The 16,451-nt window shown below is 73.7% G+C and carries 13 protein-coding genes; 8 read left to right on the top strand and 5 right to left on the bottom strand.

The genetic code is table 11. From position 1 onward, the window contains the following. Positions 1–206 precede the first annotated feature (206 nt). Positions 207–1,691 (bottom strand): sensor histidine kinase, encoded by a 1,485-nt coding sequence (locus tag KOV94_RS13930; RefSeq protein WP_218052374.1) that lies wholly within the window; start codon positions 1,689–1,691, stop codon positions 207–209. A 169-nt stretch (positions 1,692–1,860) separates the two neighbouring features. Here KOV94_RS13930 and KOV94_RS13925 point away from each other — a divergent pair, with 169 nt between their 5' ends. From KOV94_RS13925 to KOV94_RS13905, 5 genes are all read left to right on the top strand, one after another. Then, on the top strand, positions 1,861–2,382 hold the full coding sequence (locus KOV94_RS13925; RefSeq protein WP_308160548.1) for a DUF2505 domain-containing protein: 522 nt from the start codon (positions 1,861–1,863) through the stop codon (positions 2,380–2,382). A 285-nt stretch (positions 2,383–2,667) separates the two neighbouring features. After that, positions 2,668–3,975, top strand: a complete 1,308-nt coding sequence (locus KOV94_RS13920; protein ID WP_235843425.1) for an ABC transporter substrate-binding protein — start codon at positions 2,668–2,670, stop codon at positions 3,973–3,975. Positions 3,976–4,059: 84 nt separating this feature from the next. Next, a complete protein-coding gene (locus tag KOV94_RS13915) occupies positions 4,060–5,070 on the top strand; it encodes a carbohydrate ABC transporter permease (protein ID WP_124342800.1) in 1,011 nt (336 codons plus the stop codon). Continuing rightward, on the top strand, positions 5,067–5,981 hold the full coding sequence (locus tag KOV94_RS13910) for a carbohydrate ABC transporter permease (RefSeq protein WP_218052373.1): 915 nt from the start codon (positions 5,067–5,069) through the stop codon (positions 5,979–5,981). Before KOV94_RS13915 ends, KOV94_RS13910 begins: the two co-directional genes overlap by 4 nt. Before the next feature lie 142 nt (positions 5,982–6,123). Continuing rightward, positions 6,124–7,167: a LacI family DNA-binding transcriptional regulator gene (locus tag KOV94_RS13905; RefSeq protein WP_124342798.1), complete on the top strand. Its 1,044-nt coding sequence runs from the start codon at positions 6,124–6,126 to the stop codon at positions 7,165–7,167. A 57-nt stretch (positions 7,168–7,224) separates the two neighbouring features. On the opposite strand, the gene KOV94_RS13900 is transcribed toward KOV94_RS13905, so the two are convergent. After that, on the bottom strand, positions 7,225–10,578 hold the full coding sequence (locus tag KOV94_RS13900) for a proline dehydrogenase family protein (protein WP_218052372.1): 3,354 nt from the start codon (positions 10,576–10,578) through the stop codon (positions 7,225–7,227). A 285-nt stretch (positions 10,579–10,863) separates the two neighbouring features. On the opposite strand from KOV94_RS13900, the gene KOV94_RS13895 reads away from it, so the two are divergent. The 3 genes from KOV94_RS13895 to KOV94_RS13885 all read left to right on the top strand — a co-directional run bounded on the left by KOV94_RS13895 (position 10,864) and on the right by KOV94_RS13885 (position 13,823). After that, on the top strand, positions 10,864–11,274 hold the full coding sequence (locus tag KOV94_RS13895; RefSeq protein ID WP_124342796.1) for a hypothetical protein: 411 nt from the start codon (positions 10,864–10,866) through the stop codon (positions 11,272–11,274). Between the two features lie 86 nt (positions 11,275–11,360). Next, complete coding sequence (locus KOV94_RS13890; protein ID WP_218052371.1) at positions 11,361–12,629, top strand: Glu/Leu/Phe/Val family dehydrogenase; 1,269 nt, start codon at positions 11,361–11,363, stop codon at positions 12,627–12,629. Between the two features lie 117 nt (positions 12,630–12,746). Next, on the top strand, positions 12,747–13,823 hold the full coding sequence (locus tag KOV94_RS13885) for an LLM class flavin-dependent oxidoreductase (RefSeq protein ID WP_124342794.1): 1,077 nt from the start codon (positions 12,747–12,749) through the stop codon (positions 13,821–13,823). 117 nt (positions 13,824–13,940) lie between these two features. Here KOV94_RS13885 and KOV94_RS13880 read toward each other — a convergent pair whose 3' ends face one another. From KOV94_RS13880 to KOV94_RS13870, 3 genes are all read right to left on the bottom strand, one after another. Continuing rightward, positions 13,941–14,300, bottom strand: a complete 360-nt coding sequence (locus tag KOV94_RS13880; RefSeq protein WP_124342793.1) for an META domain-containing protein — start codon at positions 14,298–14,300, stop codon at positions 13,941–13,943. Positions 14,301–14,370: 70 nt separating this feature from the next. Beyond that, positions 14,371–15,072 carry a hydrogen peroxide-dependent heme synthase gene (hemQ, locus tag KOV94_RS13875; RefSeq protein WP_218052370.1) on the bottom strand — a complete coding sequence of 234 codons (702 nt, stop codon included), beginning with the start codon at positions 15,070–15,072 and terminating at the stop codon, positions 14,371–14,373. A gap of 81 nt (positions 15,073–15,153) precedes the next feature. Next, positions 15,154–16,365 (bottom strand): ferrochelatase, encoded by a 1,212-nt coding sequence (locus KOV94_RS13870; protein WP_372449474.1) that lies wholly within the window; start codon positions 16,363–16,365, stop codon positions 15,154–15,156. Positions 16,366–16,451: the final 86 nt, after the last annotated feature.

Here is a 16,451-nt window from a genome sequence, read left to right as displayed (position 1 = left end):
CCCGGTCCGGCCGGCTCGTCGCCTGTCCGCAACCGCGCGTCGCTCACGCCACGTCGCGGTCCGGACTGCTCGTCGATCCGCCGCCCCGCGCGTCGGTCACGAGCGCCGGGTACGAGCCGCTCGTCGGCCATCCGTCCAGCGCGTGGGTCACGCTCCGCAGGGTGCGAGCGGCTCGCGATCCCCGCGGAGCACCCGCGGGACCCGGCTCAGGGGACGACGGCCGCGCCGTCCCGGCCGTGCCGCAGCCGCGCCTCGATGACCACGGACGTGCCACCGCCGTCACGCGCTCCCCACGCGATGGTGCCGCCCATCTCGTTCGTGACGAGGGTCGAGACGATCTGCGTGCCCAGGCCCGTGCCGGCGCCGCGGTCGGGCGGCAGGCCGGCACCGTCGTCGGCGACCTCGACGCGCAGGTCGTCACCGTCGCGGTCGACGACGATCTCGACCGTCCCGGACTCCCGCCCGTCGAAGCCGTGCTCGACCGCGTTGGTGACGAGCTCGGTGAGCACGAGGGCGAGCGCGGTCGCGTCCTCGGCGGGGACCGACCCGAACGAGCCCTTGACGACGGTCCGCACGTGCGCGCCCGCGGTCGCCACGTCGGCCGCCAGACGCAGGCTGCGACCCACGAGGTCGTCGAACGGGACGCTCTCGTCGAGCGTCTGCGAGAGCGTCTCGTGGACGAGCGCGATCGTCGCGACGCGGCGCATCGCCTCGCCGAGCGCCTCCTTGGCCTCGGGCGAGCTCATGCGCCGGGACTGCAGCCGCAGGAGGGCGGCGACGGTCTGCAGGTTGTTCTTCACGCGGTGGTGGATCTCGCGGATCGTCGCGTCCTTGGTGATGAGCTCGCGCTCGCGCCGCCGGAGCTCGGAGACGTCGCGGCACAGGAGCACGGCGCCGAGCCGCTGCCCGTGCTCGGTCAGCGGCACGGCACGCAGCGAGAGCGCGACACCGCGCGCCTCGACGTCGGTACGCCACGGCGCCCGCCCCATGAGCACGAGCGGCATCGACTCGTCGACCGTCGCGCTCTGCTCGACGAGGTCGGCGGTCACCTCGACGAGCGAGCGGCCCACGAGGTCGCCGAGCGCGCCGAGCCGGTGGAAGCACGAGAGCGCGTTGGGGCTCGCATAGAGGACCTCGCCCTCGGAGTTGAGGCGCACGAGGCCGTCGCCGACGCGGGGGGCGCCTCGACGCGGACCCGTGGGTGCGTCGGTCGCGGGGAACTCGCCGCGCGCGATCATGCCGAAGATCTCGTCGGCGGCCTCGACGTAGTTCAGCTCGAGGCGGCTGGGCGTGCGGGCGCCGCCGAGGTTCGTCTGGCGCGCGACGACGGCGATCGCCCGTCCGCGCCGCACGACGGGGACGGCCTCCTCGCGGACCGCGTACGAGCCGAACCAGCGGGGCTCGCGCGAGCGCTGCGGGGCCCGCTCCTCGAGCGCCCGGCGCAGCTGCGGCCGCTGGCCCTCGGGGGCGAGCGACCCGACGACGTCGTCGTAGTGCACGGTCGCGCCGGTCGACGGGCGGCACTGCGCGACCGCGACGAAGTCGTCGTCGTCGGTGGGCAGCCAGAGCACGAGGTCGGCGAACGCGAGGTCGGACACGACCTGCCAGTCCCCGACGAGCAGGTGCAGCCACTCGAGGTCGGCGACGTCGAGCGTGGCGTGGCGGGCGACGAGCGTGCTCAGCGTGGACACGACTCCAGGGTAGGTGCCGCCGCGCGACCCGAGACGCGTCGAGCGCCCACTGGTGCTGCCTCCGCGCCGCCGGGCGACAGGGCGACTAGCCTTCCAGCACACGACGCGACGCGGCCGCACGCCCGTCGCCGGCCGCCGAGGCGGCCCATCACGGACGGGGAGGACCACGGTGCTGCACCTGAGCGTCACGCTCGACCTGGCCACGGACGCGACGTCCGCGGGACTCATGCTGGCCGACCCGCGCTACGTCGAGCAGAAGGTGGTCGCGAGCGGCGCGATCGAGCACCAGGTCGACGTCACGGGCACCGCCGACGAGGCCTTCACCGTCGCGACGCGGCGCGCGCTGCCCTCGGACCAGATCCCCGCCCAGGTGCGCGGGTTCGTCGGGAACCGCATCGACGTCCGGCTGGTCGAGGCGTGGGAGGCGCCGCAGCCCGACGGCGGGCGCGCGGGGACGGTCGTGGTCGAGATCGCCGGCGCGCCCGTGCGCCTCACCGGCCGCTGCTCCCTGCAGCCCGTGGGACCGGCGGCGAGCCGCCTCGTCTACGACGGTGACCTGCAGGCGCAGATCCCGTTGTTCGGGTCCGCGGTGGAGGAGGCGGCGGCTCGGGCGATTCGTGGTGCTCTGGGGGTCGAGCAGCAGGTCGCCGAACGGTGGATCGCAGATCACGGACGGGCTGAGCAGCCGTAACGATTCGGTAACACGGAGCCACGCCAGCAGGCCTCTGACCTGCACAAACGTGGGTGTGGGATCGCTACCACACAGGTTTCGACCACGCACGTCCTTGACACTCAACCAGCAGCGGGCGACAGTTCATGCAGCGCGTGGGAACGCTCCTACATTCTGCGGAAGGACGGTCCTGCGCGGGGTCCACCAGGCCCACGTCCGACGCCCGTCAGCGCCCCCTGCGGCAGACGGTCCGAGGACGCCCCAGGGGTACGGCGAGGACGCCGTCCGACTGACAAGGGAGTCATAGTGCGCAAGACCACACGCAAGATGTGGGCGGCTGCGGCCGGGGTCACGGGCATCGCCCTCCTCGCCACCGCCTGCTCCTCGAACTCGGGTGACAACTCGGACGACGAGGGCACCGAGGGCGGCAACATCACCCTCACCGTCGCGACGTTCAACGAGTTCGGCTACACCGACGAGCTCTTCGCGGAGTACGAGGCGTCGCACCCCGGCGTCACGATCGAGCACAAGAAGGCCGCGACCTCGAACGAGGCCCGCGAGAACCTCAACACGCGTCTCGCCGCGGGCTCCGGCCTGTCGGACATCGAGGCCATCGAGGTCGACTGGCTCCCCGAGCTCCTGCAGTACCCGGACAAGTTCGTGGACCTGAACTCCGCCGACGTCGAGGGCCGCTGGCTCGACTGGAAGGCCGCGCAGGCCACGACGGCCGACGGCAAGCTCATCGGCTACGGCACCGACATCGGCCCCGAGGCCATCGCGTACCGCTCCGACCTGTTCGCCGCCGCCGGCCTGCCGACGGACCGCGCCGAGGTCGCCGCGCTGCTCTCCGAGAACGGCGGCGGCTGGGACCAGTACTTCAAGGTCGGCAAGCAGTACGTCGACGCGACGGGCAAGCCGTGGTTCGACTCGGCCGGCGCCATCTGGCAGGGCATGATCAACCAGGAGGAGGCCCCCTACGAGGACCCCTCCGACAACACGGTGACCGCGGCTGACAACCCGCGCATCAAGGAGATCTACGACCAGGTCGTCCAGGCTGCGGCCACGGACAACCTGTCGGCGCACCTCCAGCAGTGGAGCGACGACTGGAACGCCGCGTTCCAGAGCCCGGACAACGCGTTCGCGACGATGCTCGCCCCGGGCTGGATGCTCGGCGTCATCGAGAACAACTCGGCCGGCGTGACCGGCTGGGACATCGCCGACGTCTTCCCCGGCGGTGCCGGCAACTGGGGCGGTTCCTTCCTGACGGTGCCCGAGCAGGGTGCGCACACGGAGGAGGCGAAGGAGCTCGCCGCGTGGCTGACGGCTCCCGAGCAGCAGCTCAAGGCCTACGCCGACAAGGGCACCTTCCCGAGCCAGCTCGAGGCTCTCGAGTCGGACGAGCTCCTCTCCTCGACGAACGAGTTCTTCAACAACGCCCCCGCCGGTGAGATCCTCGCGAACCGCGCGAAGGGCATCACGACGGTCTACAAGGGCCCGAACTTCTTCGCCGTGAACGACGCGTTCAACAACGCGCTGGTCGAGGTCGACGTCAACGGCGGCAACCCGGCCGAGCAGTGGGACGCGGCCATCCAGGCCGTCTCGGCTCTGGGCTGACGCTGACGAGGCCGGGCCGATGGACCTCCATCGGCCCGGCCTCCGCCGCGTAGGCTTCGCCCCAACAGCACCGAAGGACTATCGATGGCCACCTCCACCACGCCGCCGAGACTCGACCGGCGCGCCGCCAGCAGCACCCCTCCGAGGGCACCCCGTCGGGTCGGCTTCAGCCAGAACCTCGGTCGCTGGGACGTCAAGCTCTCCCCGTACCTCTACATCTCCCCGTTCTTCATCCTCTTCGGGGTCACGGGCCTCTTCCCCCTGATCTACACGGCGTGGGTGTCGATGCACGACTGGCACCTCATCGCGGGCCAGGGTGACTTCGTCGGCCTGGAGAACTTCGCGTACGTCCTCCAGGAGCCGAACTTCTGGAAGGGCATCCGCAACACCTTCTCGATCTTCCTGATCTCGACGATCCCGCAGCTGATGATCGCGATCGTCCTGGCCGCGCTCCTCGACGCGAACCTGCGCGCCAAGACGTTCTGGCGCATGGGCGTCCTGCTCCCCTACGTCGTCGCCCCCGTGGCCGTCTCCCTCATCTTCGGCCGCCTCTTCGCGGACCAGACCGGCATCATCAACACGATCCTCAAGGACATCGGGCTCAACCCGATCGGGTGGCACTCGCAGGTGTTCCCGAGCCACGTCGCGATCGCGACCATGGTCAACTTCCGCTGGACCGGCTACAACACGCTGATCCTCCTGGCGGCCATGCAGGCGATCCCGCGCGACCTGTACGAGGCCGCGGTCATCGACGGCGCCTCGCGCGTCCGCCAGTTCTTCTCGATCACCGTGCCGATGCTGCGCCCGACGATCATCTTCGTCGTCATCACGTCCACCATCGGTGGCCTCCAGATCTTCGACGAGCCGCGCCTGTTCGACCAGCTCGGCCAGGGTGGCCCGAGCCGCCAGTGGATGACCGCGACGATGTACATCTACGAGGTCGGCTGGGGCAACCAGAAGAGCTTCGGCCGCGCTGCCGCAGTCGCCTGGATCCTGTTCCTCATCATCGTCATCGTCGGCCTGGTCAACTTCTCCCTGACGAAGCGGATCGCCTCCGACAACGCGTCGAAGTCCCGAAAGAAGGTCCGGCGATGAGCGCCCCCTCCGTCCCCGTCATCTCGCAGACCGCGGGCAAGGGTGCCGCTCGGGCCGCCGCGCGCAGGCGCAGCGTCGCCCAGGGCGCGGACCGTCGGCCGGGCTGGGTCACCTACGTCCTGCTGACCGTCGCGGTCCTCGCGTCGGCCCTGCCGCTCTACTACGCGTTCCTCTTCGCGTCGTCGACGGCGCAGGACATCGCGCAGAACCCGATCCCCTCGCTCATCCCGCAGGGGCACTTCTGGGACAACGTCAACCGCGTCCTGTCCTCGGACATCCAGTTCTGGACGGCGCTCGGCAACTCGATCATCGTCGCCGTCATCACGTCGGTGTCGGTCGTGCTGTTCTCGACGCTGGCCGGCTTCTCGTTCTCGAAGCTGCGGTTCCGCGGTCGCGCGCCGCTCCTCGTGTTCGTCATCGCGACGACGGCCGTCCCGACGCAGCTCGGCGTGGTCCCGCTGTTCATCCTCATGTCGAAGCTCGGCTGGGTGGGTCAGCTGACCTCGATCATCGTGCCCGGCCTGGTCACGGCGTTCGGCGTGTTCTGGATGACCCAGTACCTCGAGTCGGCGCTGCCCTACGAGCTCATCGAGGCCGCCCGCGTGGACGGCGCGTCGATGATCCGGACGTTCTGGCACGTCGCGCTCCCCGCGGCTCGCCCGGCGGCGTTCATGCTCGGCCTGTTCGCGTTCGTCGGCTCGTGGACGTCCTTCTTCGGTCCGTTCATCTTCCTCGGCCCGGCGAACCCGACGCTCCCCGTGGCCGTGCAGCTGCTCCAGGCGTCCTACTTCAAGGACATGTCGCTGATCATGGCGGGTGTCACGCTGTCCGTGATCCCGCTGATCGTGATGTTCTTCATCGCCGGCCGTCAGCTGGTGGCGGGCATCATGCAGGGTGCCGTCAAGGGCTGACGGCACGCCCAAGCTCCATCGGTCGCCCGACCCCGCACCGGGGAGGGCACCGACGGACAGGAGGGCGGGGTGGCCCCCACCCCGCCCTCCTGCCGTCAGCACGTCATCGCTGCCCCGGCAGCCACAGGAGGGAAGACCAACGGTGGTCGACAACATCCCCGCCCGCACGGAGCCCGCCCGTCCCCCGGCGCCGACGCTCGAGCAGGTCGCCGAGCGCGCCGGAGTGTCACGCTCCACCGCGTCGCGCGCCATCAACGGTGGCCTGCGCGTGTCCCCCGAGGCCCTGGCCTCCGTCGAGGCCGCCGTCGCCGACCTGGGCTACACCCCGAACCGCGCCGCGCGCTCGCTCGTCACCAAGCGCACCGACTCCATCGCGCTCGTCGTCCCCGAGCCCGACGAGCGCGTGCTGTCCGACCCGTTCTTCGCGGGCACCCTCAACGGCCTGTCGAGCTCGCTCGCCGACTCCGACATCCAGGTCGTCCTCGTCATCGCCCGCCCCGGCGAGAGCGAGCGGACCGTGCGCTACCTGCGCAACGGGCACGTGGACGGCGCGATCGTCGTGTCGCACCACCGCGACGACGAGCTCGACCGGACGCTGCTCGCCTCGCGCGTCCCCAACGTCTTCGTCGGCCGACCGCTGTCCGCGGACGAGCGCGACGTGCAGTACGTCGACACCGACAACCACGAGGGCGGGCGTCTGGCGACACAGCACCTCATCGACCTCGGTCGACGCCGCATCGGCACGATCGCCGGTCCGGAGGACATGTCCGCCGGCATCGACCGGCTCGCCGGCTGGCGTGACGCGATGTCCGCCGCGGGCCTGCCGCAGGACGCCATCGTCTACGGCGACTTCACCATCGCGTCGGGGGCGATCGCGGCCCGCGAGCTGCTCGCGCGGCACCCCGACCTCGACGCGATCTTCATCGCGTCGGACCTCATGGCGGCCGGGGCGCTCGGCGTCCTCACCGAGCACGGCAAGGACGTGCCCGGGGACGTCGCCGTCGTGGGGTACGACAACCTCGGTGTGGCCGCGTCGACGACGCCGCCGCTCACGACCGTCGTGCAGCCCGTCGTCGCGATGGCGCGCGCCGCGGGCGCACGGCTGCTCGACCAGCTCGCGGGCGTGCCTGCGCCGTCCGAGCCGTTGATCTTCGCGCCCGAGATCGTCATCCGCGCCTCCGCCTGACGTCCCGGCGGCACCGCGCAGGTCTGCGCGTCCGCCCGACGTCCCAGCGGCACCGCGTCAGGACGGCGGCGTCGGCGGGAGGTGCCCGAAGCGGTGGCGCGTGCGGCTGACGGCCTGCTCGCGGACGACGGTGAGCAGCTCGCGCGCCGCGGACGCGAGGACCGGCGCGTCGAGCACGGTCACCTCCCCCGCCCGGGCTGCAGCGGCCGCCCGGAGTCCCGGTCCCCGGCCGACCACACGCACGCGACCGGACACCGCGCCGGACGCCACACGCTCGGCGAACGCGTCGTGGGGCTCGGCGGCGACGTCGCTCACCGTCGTCGGGACGCCCGCGGTCGCGGCCGCGTGCAGGACGCGCTGGACGGCCACCGGCCGGGCGTCGTCCCCCACCCGGACGGTCAAGGCCGGCACCGCGCGGTACCGGAGGACGTTCTGCTCGACGGCGAGGCCGCTCGGGTCGTGCTCGCGGGCGAACGTCTCGTCCCACGCGCGACGGTCGTCGGACCGCGCCCACTCGAGCCACGCGGCGTCGTCGGTGGGGACGTCGGGCGCGTCGGACCAGGTGCCGAGCTGCGCGACGTAGTGCGGCCCGCCGGCCTTGGCGCCCGGTCCGACGACGGACGCCTTCCAGCCGCCGAACGGCTGCCGCCGGACGATCGCGCCGGTCGTGCCGCGGTTGACGTAGGCGTTGCCGACCTCGACGCGGTCGAGCCAGGTCGTGACCTCGTCCTCGTCGAGCGAGTGCAGGCCGCCCGTGAGGCCGAACGCGACGGCGTTCTGCCACGCGATCGCCTCGTCGAGCGTGCGCGCCCGCATGATGCCGAGGACCGGACCGAAGCACTCGGTGGTGTGGAACCACGACCCGGGCGCGACGCCGTGCCGCACGCCGGGCGTCCAGAGCCGTCCGGAGACGCCCAGCGGTCGGGGCGCGACGAGCCACTCCTCCCCCGCGTCGAGCGTCGTGAGCGCGCGCAGCAGCTTGCCCGACGCGGGCTCGACGAGGGGCGGCACGCTCGTGGCGAGGTCGTCGCTGTGCCCGACGCGCAGGGACGCCACGGCGTCGGCGAGCTGCCGCCGCAGCCGGTCGTCGGTGCCCGCGGACCCGACGAGGATCGCGAGCGAGGCAGCGGAGCACTTCTGCCCGGCGTGCCCGAACGCAGACTTCACGAGGTCGGCGACGGCGAGGTCGACGTCCGCGGACGGCGTGATGACCAGGGCGTTCTTGCCGGAGGTCTCGGCGAGGACGTCGAGGTCGTCGCGCCAGCCGGCGAACAGGCGTGCGGTCTCGATCGAGCCGGTGAGGACGACGCGGGCGACGTCGGGGTGCGTGACGAGCCGCCTGCCGACGTCACCCTCGGGGCTGAGGACGACGGTGAGCGTCCCGGTGGGCGCGCCCGCGTCGTCGAGGGCCCGTCGGATCGCGGCCATCGCGACCTGCGCGCAGCGGGGCGTCGCCGGCGCGGGCTTGATCAGCACGGGGCTGCCGGCGGCGAGGGACGCGAGCACCGACCCGACGGGGATCGCGACGGGGAAGTTCCAGGGCGGCGTCACGACGGTCACGCCGGACGGCCGGTGCACGGCACCGGGCACGGTCCCGTCGGCGAGCTCCTCGGCACGGTCGGCGTAGTAGCGCGCGAAGTCGACGGCCTCGCTCACCTCGGGGTCGGCCTCGCCGACGGTCTTCGACGCCTCGTGCACCATGGTCGCGACGAGGTCGCCCCGTGCCTGCTCGAGAGCGATCGCGGCGGTGCGCAGGGCGGCCGCGCGACGGGTCGGCGGCGTCGCGGCCCACGCGGAAGCCGCGGCGACGGCCCGGGCGACGACCGCGTCGACGTCGTCGGTCGTCGCGACCTCGACGGCCCCGGGCGGCGGCGGGACGTCGCGTGCGACCAGGCCGCGCGCCCAGACCCGGGCCTCGGCCGCGGCCGGGTCGGTGTCCGCCGCGTTGTCGAAGCCGGGTCCGTCGGGGGACGGCACCCGGGCGATGCGGCGCGGCGCCGTGCTCGGCTCCTCGCGCCCCGCCCACGCGGTGCGGAACGCCGCCTCCTGCGCGTCCATCGCGTCGTCGCCGCCGGCGAACGCGGCATGCAGGAAGTTCTCCCCCGCGGCGTTCTCCTCGAGGCGGCGCACGAGGTAGGAGACCGCGACGTCGAACTCGCTGCGGGCGACGACGGGCGTGTAGAGCAGGACGCTGCCGACGTCGTCGCGCACGGCGCGGGCCTGCGCGGGCGCCATGCCCTGCAGCATCTCGACGTCGAGCGCCTCGGAGACGCCGCGCGCCTGGGCCAGCAGGTGGGCGACGGCGACGTGGTAGACGTTGTGGCTCGCGACGCCGACGCGCAGCGCGCGCGTCCGCGACGGGTCGAGCGCGCGGTCCACGAGTCGCAGGTAGGCGGCGTCGACGAGCGCCTTCGACGGGTACGGCGCCTGGTCCCAGCCGTGCAGCTCGGCCTCGACGCGCTCCATCGCGAGGTTCGCGCCCTTGACGAGCCGGACCTTGAGCCGCGCTCCCCCGGCGTCGGCCCGCCGGGCGGCGATGCCGGCGATCTCGTCGTACGCGTCGGCGGCGTCCGGCAGGTAGGCCTGCAGGGCGATGCCGGACGACGCACCGCGCAGCGGCGGGTGCGCGGCGAGCTGCTCGAAGACCCGCACGGTCAGCGCGAGGTCGCGGTACTCCTCCATGTCGAGGTTGACGAACGTGCCGTGCTCCGCGGCGGCCTCGTAGAGCGGCAGGAGGCGCTCGACGACACGGTCGGCGCTGCCCTCGGTGTCCCAGGTGGACAGCTGGCTCGCGACGGCGGACACCTTGACGGACACGTAGTCGACGTCGTCCCGCTCGACGAGCGCCCGGACGCGGGCCAGCCGCGCGGCGGCCTCGTGCTCGCCCAGCACGGCCTCGCCGAGCAGGTTGAGGTTGAGCCGGTACCCGGCGGCGCGTGTGCCGGCCAGGTGCCGGCCCAGCGCGGCCTCGTCGACGACGAGGTGGCCGACGAGCGAGCGCAGCCGTTCGCGTGCGGCGGGCACGACGACGCCGGGCAGGACCGTCGCGACGCGCGTCCCCGTCGCGAGCATCGCGCGGTCGACGGGCCCGAGGAAGTCGGCGGCGTGCGCGGTCTGCGCGAGCGCGGCGAGCTCGCGCGCGGCGACGTGGAGGTCCCGCGGCCGGGCGACGCGGTCGACGAACCGGACGGCGAGCTCGAGACCGGCCGGGGACCCCACGAGTGCGGCGAGCCGCCGCGTGGTGGCGCGCTCGCGACGCGTCTCGTCGGCGGACGTGCGGTCGAGCCACTGCCGCGCGAGCCGCACCGCGTCCTCGACGAGGTCGGGCGGCTCGAGTCCGGCACCGGGGCGGGACCCGCCGGGCTCGGGGGCGTCGTGCCGTGCGGGTCGGTCGTCCGGTGGCGTCGCCATCGCACCTCGCTCTCGTCGCGTGCGGCCACGGGTGGGTGGCCACGGCCGGGCGCGTGGGGTGGTGCGTCCGGCACGTCTCACAGTCTGGGCCAGCGGGCGCGACCGCGCCGTGCGACCACGCCGTGCGCGACCTGCACCGTCGTCCGGGCGAGGGCGCGGCGCGGCCCGACGACGTGCGGCGACGCGCCGCGGCGCAGGTTTGCCTGGAGTCGGGCCGCCGACCATCCTGGGCCCGTCCGCCGCGTCGGACGCCCGACACCGTCGTCGACCCGTCCAGGGGGCAGCATGCTCGTCCGTCGTCTCGTCCGCGCCCGTCTCGTCCGCGCCGCCGCCGGCCTGGCCGTCGCGACCGGCGGCGTCCTGGTGGCCGCACCCGCGCTCGGGGCGGTCACCGACGACCCGGAGATGTCGACGACGCTCACCCCGCCGCCGGGCGTGACCGACGACGGCACGGTCGGCATCCTCGCGACCATCGAGGACGCGGAGGCGTTCTGCGGGCCGGCGCTCGGCGGCGTGTACGTCTTCAAGCCGACGCCGTACACGGTGCGGTCGGTGAACTGCCGGGACACGGACGTGTTCGTCAAGGGCCGCTACAGCAACGGCTCGTTCGGCACGTGCGTGCTGGTCCCGGCGCGGCACTCGCGGCACCTGGGCGGCTCGGTGCTCAAGCCGATGGCGGACGCCCAGCTCTGCTGACCCCGGCCCGGCACCCGGGTGACCGGGCGGGTGATCCGTCCGTGCGCCGCGGTGGCGCGCACAGCCGGCGGTGGCATGGTGGGCACGTGACCGACTCGGCAACGACGCCCCGTCCCTCGTCCCCGCTGGCGACCGCGCAGGCCCAGCTCGCGGACGCCGTCCAGATCCTCGGCTACGACGAGGGCATGCACCGGATGCTCGCGACGCCACGTCGCGAGATGAACGTGGCCGTGCCCCTGCGTCGGGACACCGGGGAGATCGAGCTCTTCACGGGCTACCGCGTGCAGCACAACATCTCGCGCGGACCCGGCAAGGGCGGCCTGCGCTACTCGGCGTCCGTCGACCCGGACGAGGTCCGGGCCCTCGCGATGTGGATGACCTGGAAGTGCGCGGTCGTCGACGTGCCGTACGGCGGCGCGAAGGGCGGCGTGACGATCGACCCACGGCTGTACTCGCAGTCGGAGCTCGAGCGCGTCACACGGCGCTACACGAGCGAGATCATGCCGATCATCGGCCCCGAGCGGGACATCATGGCGCCCGACATCGGCACGAACGAGCAGACCATGGCCTGGATCATGGACACGTACTCGGTCAACCTGGGGTACACGATCCCCGCGGTGACGACGGGCAAGCCGCTCACGGTCGGCGGGTCGCTCGGGCGTCCGACGGCGACGTCGCGCGGCGTGGTGCACGCGGCCGAGGCCGCGCTCGGCGACGCGGGCGTGCGGCTCGACGAGGTGTCGGTCGCCGTGCAGGGCTTCGGCAAGGTCGGCGCGCCCGCGGCGCGGATCCTCGCGGAGTCGGGCGCACGCGTCGTGGCCGTGAGCGACGAGCACGGCGGCGTGCGGTCGTCCGACGGGCTCGACGTGCCCGCGCTGCTGCGGCACGTCGCCGACGGCGGTGCGGTGCACGAGTTCGGGGGCGGCGAGCCCGTCGACAACGCCGAGCTGCTCTCGCTCGACGTCGACGTGCTCATCCCGGCGGCCGTCGAGGGCGTGATCGACGCCGACACCGCACGTCAGGTCAAGGCGCGCTGGGTGGTCGAGGGCGCCAACGGCCCGACGACGACCGAGGGCGACGCGGCCCTCGCCGAGCGCGGCGTCGTCGTGGTCCCGGACATCCTCGCGAACGCGGGCGGCGTCGTCGTGTCGTACTTCGAGTGGGTGCAGGCCAACCAGGCGTACTGGTGGACCGAGAACGAGATCGCGGAGCGGCTCGAGCACCGGATGCTCGCGTCCTACCGGGCGGTCGCGTCGCTCGCGCACGCCGAGGGGGTGTCGCTGCGCGACGCGGCGCTGACGATCGGGGTCCGGCGGGTCGCGGAGGCGCACAAGATCCGCGGGCTGTACCCCTGACGGAACCCCGAACCCCCGACGGAAACCCGACCGACGCCGCCCGCACCGGCTGACGGGCGGCGTCGGCGGGCGTGACGAGGCGCGGCGTGCGTCGCGTCACGGTCGCACGTGCGCGGGATGACGACGGCCCGGTCCGGCGTTGCCCTCGACGTGACCATCCCGCTCTCCGTCCTCGACACCGCCCCGCTCAGCGCGGGCCAGACCAGCGCCGACGCGCTCGCTGCGACGACCCGCCTCGCGCGGGCCGCCGACGCGCTCGGCTACCGCCGGTTCTGGGTCGCGGAGCACCACGCGATGCCGATGGTGGCCTCGACGTCGCCCGGCGTCCTGCTCGCGCACCTCGCGGCCGCGACCGTGTCGATCCGCGTCGGGTCGGGCGGCGTCATGCTGCCGAACCACCCCGCGCTCGTCGTCGCGGAGCAGTTCGCGATGCTCGAGGCGCTGCACCCGGGCCGCGTCGACCTGGGCATCGGACGCGCTCCGGGCGCCGACCCGGCCACGGCGGCGGCGCTGCGCCGGACCGTCGACGGCCTGGGCGCGGAGGACTTCCCGGCCGAGCTGGTGGACGTCCTGGCGATGCTCGGCGTCCCGCTCGGCTCGGTCGCGCCGTCCGCAGCGGCGCGCCGCCTGACCGCGACGCCCGCCGCGACGTCGAGCCCGGAGCCCTGGCTGCTCGGGTCGAGCCTGTTCTCCGCGCAGCTCGCGGGCGAGCTGGGCCTGCCGTACAGCTACGCGCACCACTTCGCGACGGGCCGCACCGCGCAGGCCGCGCAGACGTACCGCGACGCGTTCCGCCCGTCGCCGCTGCTCGCCGAGCCGCGGCTCATGGTGTCCGTGTCGGTCCTCGTCGCGGACACCGAGGAGGAGGCGCAGCACCTCGCCGGTCCCAGCCGGGTCATGACGCTCGCCCTGCGTACCGGCCGGCCGCTCGCTCCCGTCGTCACGCCGGACGAGGCCGCCCGCATGCTGGCCGGGCTCGACCCTCGCGCGGCCGAGGAGTTCTTCGCGCAGTCGCCGGGCACGCAGGTCGCGACGACGCCGGACCGTGCCGTCGAGGAGCTCGCGGCGCTCGCCACGCGTACCGGCGCGGACGAGCTCATGGTGACGGGCACGGCCTACGACGTCGCGGACCGCGAGCGCACGCTCACCGAGCTCGCGGCCCGCTGGCCGGGCCTCGGGAGCACCGCCGCCTGACGAGCCCGACGGGCCGCAGGGCCGAGCGCCGTGGCGACGGGCGCTGCCGGACGCGCGCGGCCGCGGGCCGGTGTCACGCTGCCGGTCGGGGTCGAGAGGTGGACGCCGACGCCCGGGTCAGACTGGCGTGTCGCCCGCGTGGTCGTCGCGCACGAGCGTCGCGCCGGACGTCCCGTCGAGCCGCAGCTCGAGCCGGTCGCCGTCGGCCTGGACGTCGAGCGCGCTGTTGAGCAGCTCGACGACCTGACGCTCGCACGCCATCGCGTCGTCAGGACCGGCCATGAGCGTCGAGACGACGGGTCCGAAGGTCAGGCGCGACCCCTCGAGCTGCCACGTCCCGCGGACCCGGTTGACGCCCGCGAGCCCGTAGACCTGCCCGTCGCCGTCGAACGTGAGCCACGGTGCGTGCCGCACCTCGTCGGGCAGCGGTGCGCCGCCGAGCGTCTCGAACCGCCACGTGCCCTGGAGGGTCGCCATGTCCCGATCATGGCACCGGCGCCCGTTCCCGGGGAGGGACGGGCGCCGGTCACGCGGACGCGAGCGGGGGTCAGCCGCGCGGCTGGCGGTCCGCCCAGGCCTCGAGCGTGGTGCGGGGGCCGGTGTAGAACGGCACCTCCTCGCGGACGTGGAGCCGCGCCTCGGTCGCCCGCAGGTCGCGCATGAGGTCGACGATGCGGTGCAGCTCGCCGGCCTCGAACGCGAGGATCCACTCGTAGTCGCCGAGCGCGAACGCGGAGACGGTGTTCGCGCGCACGTCCGCGTAGTCGCGCGCGGCGTGCCCGTGCTCGACGAGCATGCGGCGGCGGTCGTCGTCGGGCAGCACGTACCAGTCGTAGGACCGGACGAACGGGTAGACGCACAGGTAGTCGCCGGCGTCCTCGCCCGCGAGGAACGCGGGGACGTGGGACCGGTTGAACTCGGCGGGGCGGTGCAGGCCGACGACGGACCACACGGGCAGCAGGTGACGGCCGAGGTCGCTCGCGCGCAGCCGTTGGTAGGCGCCCTGCACCTCCTCGACGGTCTCGGCGTGCCACCAGACCATGAGGTCGGCGTCGGCACGCAGGCCCGCGACGTCGTACCAGCCGCGCACGACGAGGCCGTCGGCGGCGACCGCGTCGTGCGCGGCGGCGATGAGCTGCGCGCGCTCCGCGTCGTCCTCGGGCAGGACCTCCTCGAGCGCGAAGACGGTCCACATCGTGTAGCGGACCGTGGCGTTGAGGGCCTCGGCGTCGGGGCTGGCGTGGCTCACGTGGTCGTCCTTCCGGGACTGAGGGTCAGGACTGAGGGGTCAGGACTGAGGGGTCAGGACTGAGGTGTCAGGACTGAGGGGTCAGGACCAGGGGTCGGTCGAGCAGGCGGCGGGGATGCCGGAGTCGACGCCCGCGCGCTGCCGGCAGCAGCCGGGGCGGCACACGTCGCGCCAGGCGGGCAGGCTGCCGACGGTGGTGCCCTCGGGCGCCGGCGCCCCGGCGTCGAGCGCACGCGCGAGCGCCGCACGCTCGAGCACGAGGTCGACGAGCCCGCGGACGAACGGCTCGCGGGTGCCGACGGAGTCGGCGCGCACGGCGGTGAGGCCGAGCTCCTGCGCGGTCTCGAGCGCCTCGGTGTCGAGGTCGAACGCGACCTCCATGTGGTCGGAGACGAACCCGACGGGCGACAGGACGACGGACCGCACGCCCTGCCCGTGCAGCGCCTCGAGGTGGTCGTTGACGTCGGGCTCGAGCCACGGCTGGCTGGGCGGGCCGGAGCGCGAGCAGTACGCGAGGTCCCACTCGACCGGGCGGCCCAGGCGCTCGCCGACGGCGGCGGCGACGGTCGCGGCGACGTCGAGGTGCTGCGCGCTGTACGTCGCGCCGCTCACGGCCGACGCCTCCTCCATCGTCGTGGGGATCGAGTGCGTGACGAACACGAGACGCGCCGCCGGGTCGCCGATCTTCTCGTAGGCCTCGGCAACGGCATCGACGTTCGCCTGCACGAAGCCGGGGTGGTTGAAGTAGGGGCGGACCTTGTCGGCGACCAGCGGGTGCTCGCCGTCGGCCAGGCCGAGGTCGACCGCGAGCTCGTCGAGCGAGCCCCACAGGTTCTCGCGGTACTGCCGGCAGCCGGAGTACGACGCGTAGGCGCTGGTCACGAGCGCGACGATGCGGCGGGCGCCGTCCGCGTGGGCCGCGGCGAGCGCGTCGCGCGTGTACGGCTCCCAGTTGCGGTTGCCCCACACGACGGGCAGGTCGACGCCGCGGCGCGCGAGCTCCGCCTGGAGCGCCTTCTGGAGGGCGAGGTTCTGGGCGTTGATCGGGCTCGCGCCGCCGAAGTGGTGGTAGTGCTCGGCGACCTCGGCGAGCCGCTCGTCGGGGATGCCCTTGCCGGCCGTGACGTTGCGCAGGAACGGCAGCACGTCGTCGGGGCCGTTGGGGCCGCCGAACGAGAACAGCAGGAGCGCGTCGTACGGCGCGGCGGGGTTCTCGTCGGCGAGGACGGGGGCGGTGCGGTCGGTGGGACCGGCAGCGGGCGCGGGGGTGCTCAGCGAGGTGTCGGGGGCCACCCGTCGATCATCGCACCGCGGCGGCGACCCTTCCCTCCCGGGCGGGGTCGCCGCCGCCGTGATCCTGATCCGACAGCACGTCAGAA

The sequence above is a fragment of the Cellulomonas algicola genome, from assembly GCF_019024305.1.
Taxonomy (GTDB): domain Bacteria; phylum Actinomycetota; class Actinomycetes; order Actinomycetales; family Cellulomonadaceae; genus Cellulomonas; species Cellulomonas algicola.
The sequence above is the reverse complement of the archived record's forward strand: the minus strand, read 5'-3'. Positions and strand labels throughout refer to the sequence as shown.

Excerpts from the sequence above, each read along its gene's own strand:
- KOV94_RS13910 (WP_218052373.1), top strand. The coding sequence starts at position 5,067 with ATGAGCGCCCCCTCCGTCCCCGTCATCTCGCAGACCGCGGGCAAGGGT.
- KOV94_RS13895 (WP_124342796.1), top strand. The coding sequence starts at position 10,864 with ATGCTCGTCCGTCGTCTCGTCCGCGCCCGTCTCGTCCGCGCCGCCGCC.
- KOV94_RS13900 (WP_218052372.1), bottom strand. The coding sequence starts at position 10,578 with ATGGCGACGCCACCGGACGACCGACCCGCACGGCACGACGCCCCCGAG.
- KOV94_RS13880 (WP_124342793.1), bottom strand. The coding sequence starts at position 14,300 with ATGGCGACCCTCCAGGGCACGTGGCGGTTCGAGACGCTCGGCGGCGCA.
- KOV94_RS13915 (WP_124342800.1), top strand. The coding sequence starts at position 4,060 with ATGGCCACCTCCACCACGCCGCCGAGACTCGACCGGCGCGCCGCCAGC.
- KOV94_RS13885 (WP_124342794.1), top strand. The coding sequence starts at position 12,747 with ATGACGACGGCCCGGTCCGGCGTTGCCCTCGACGTGACCATCCCGCTC.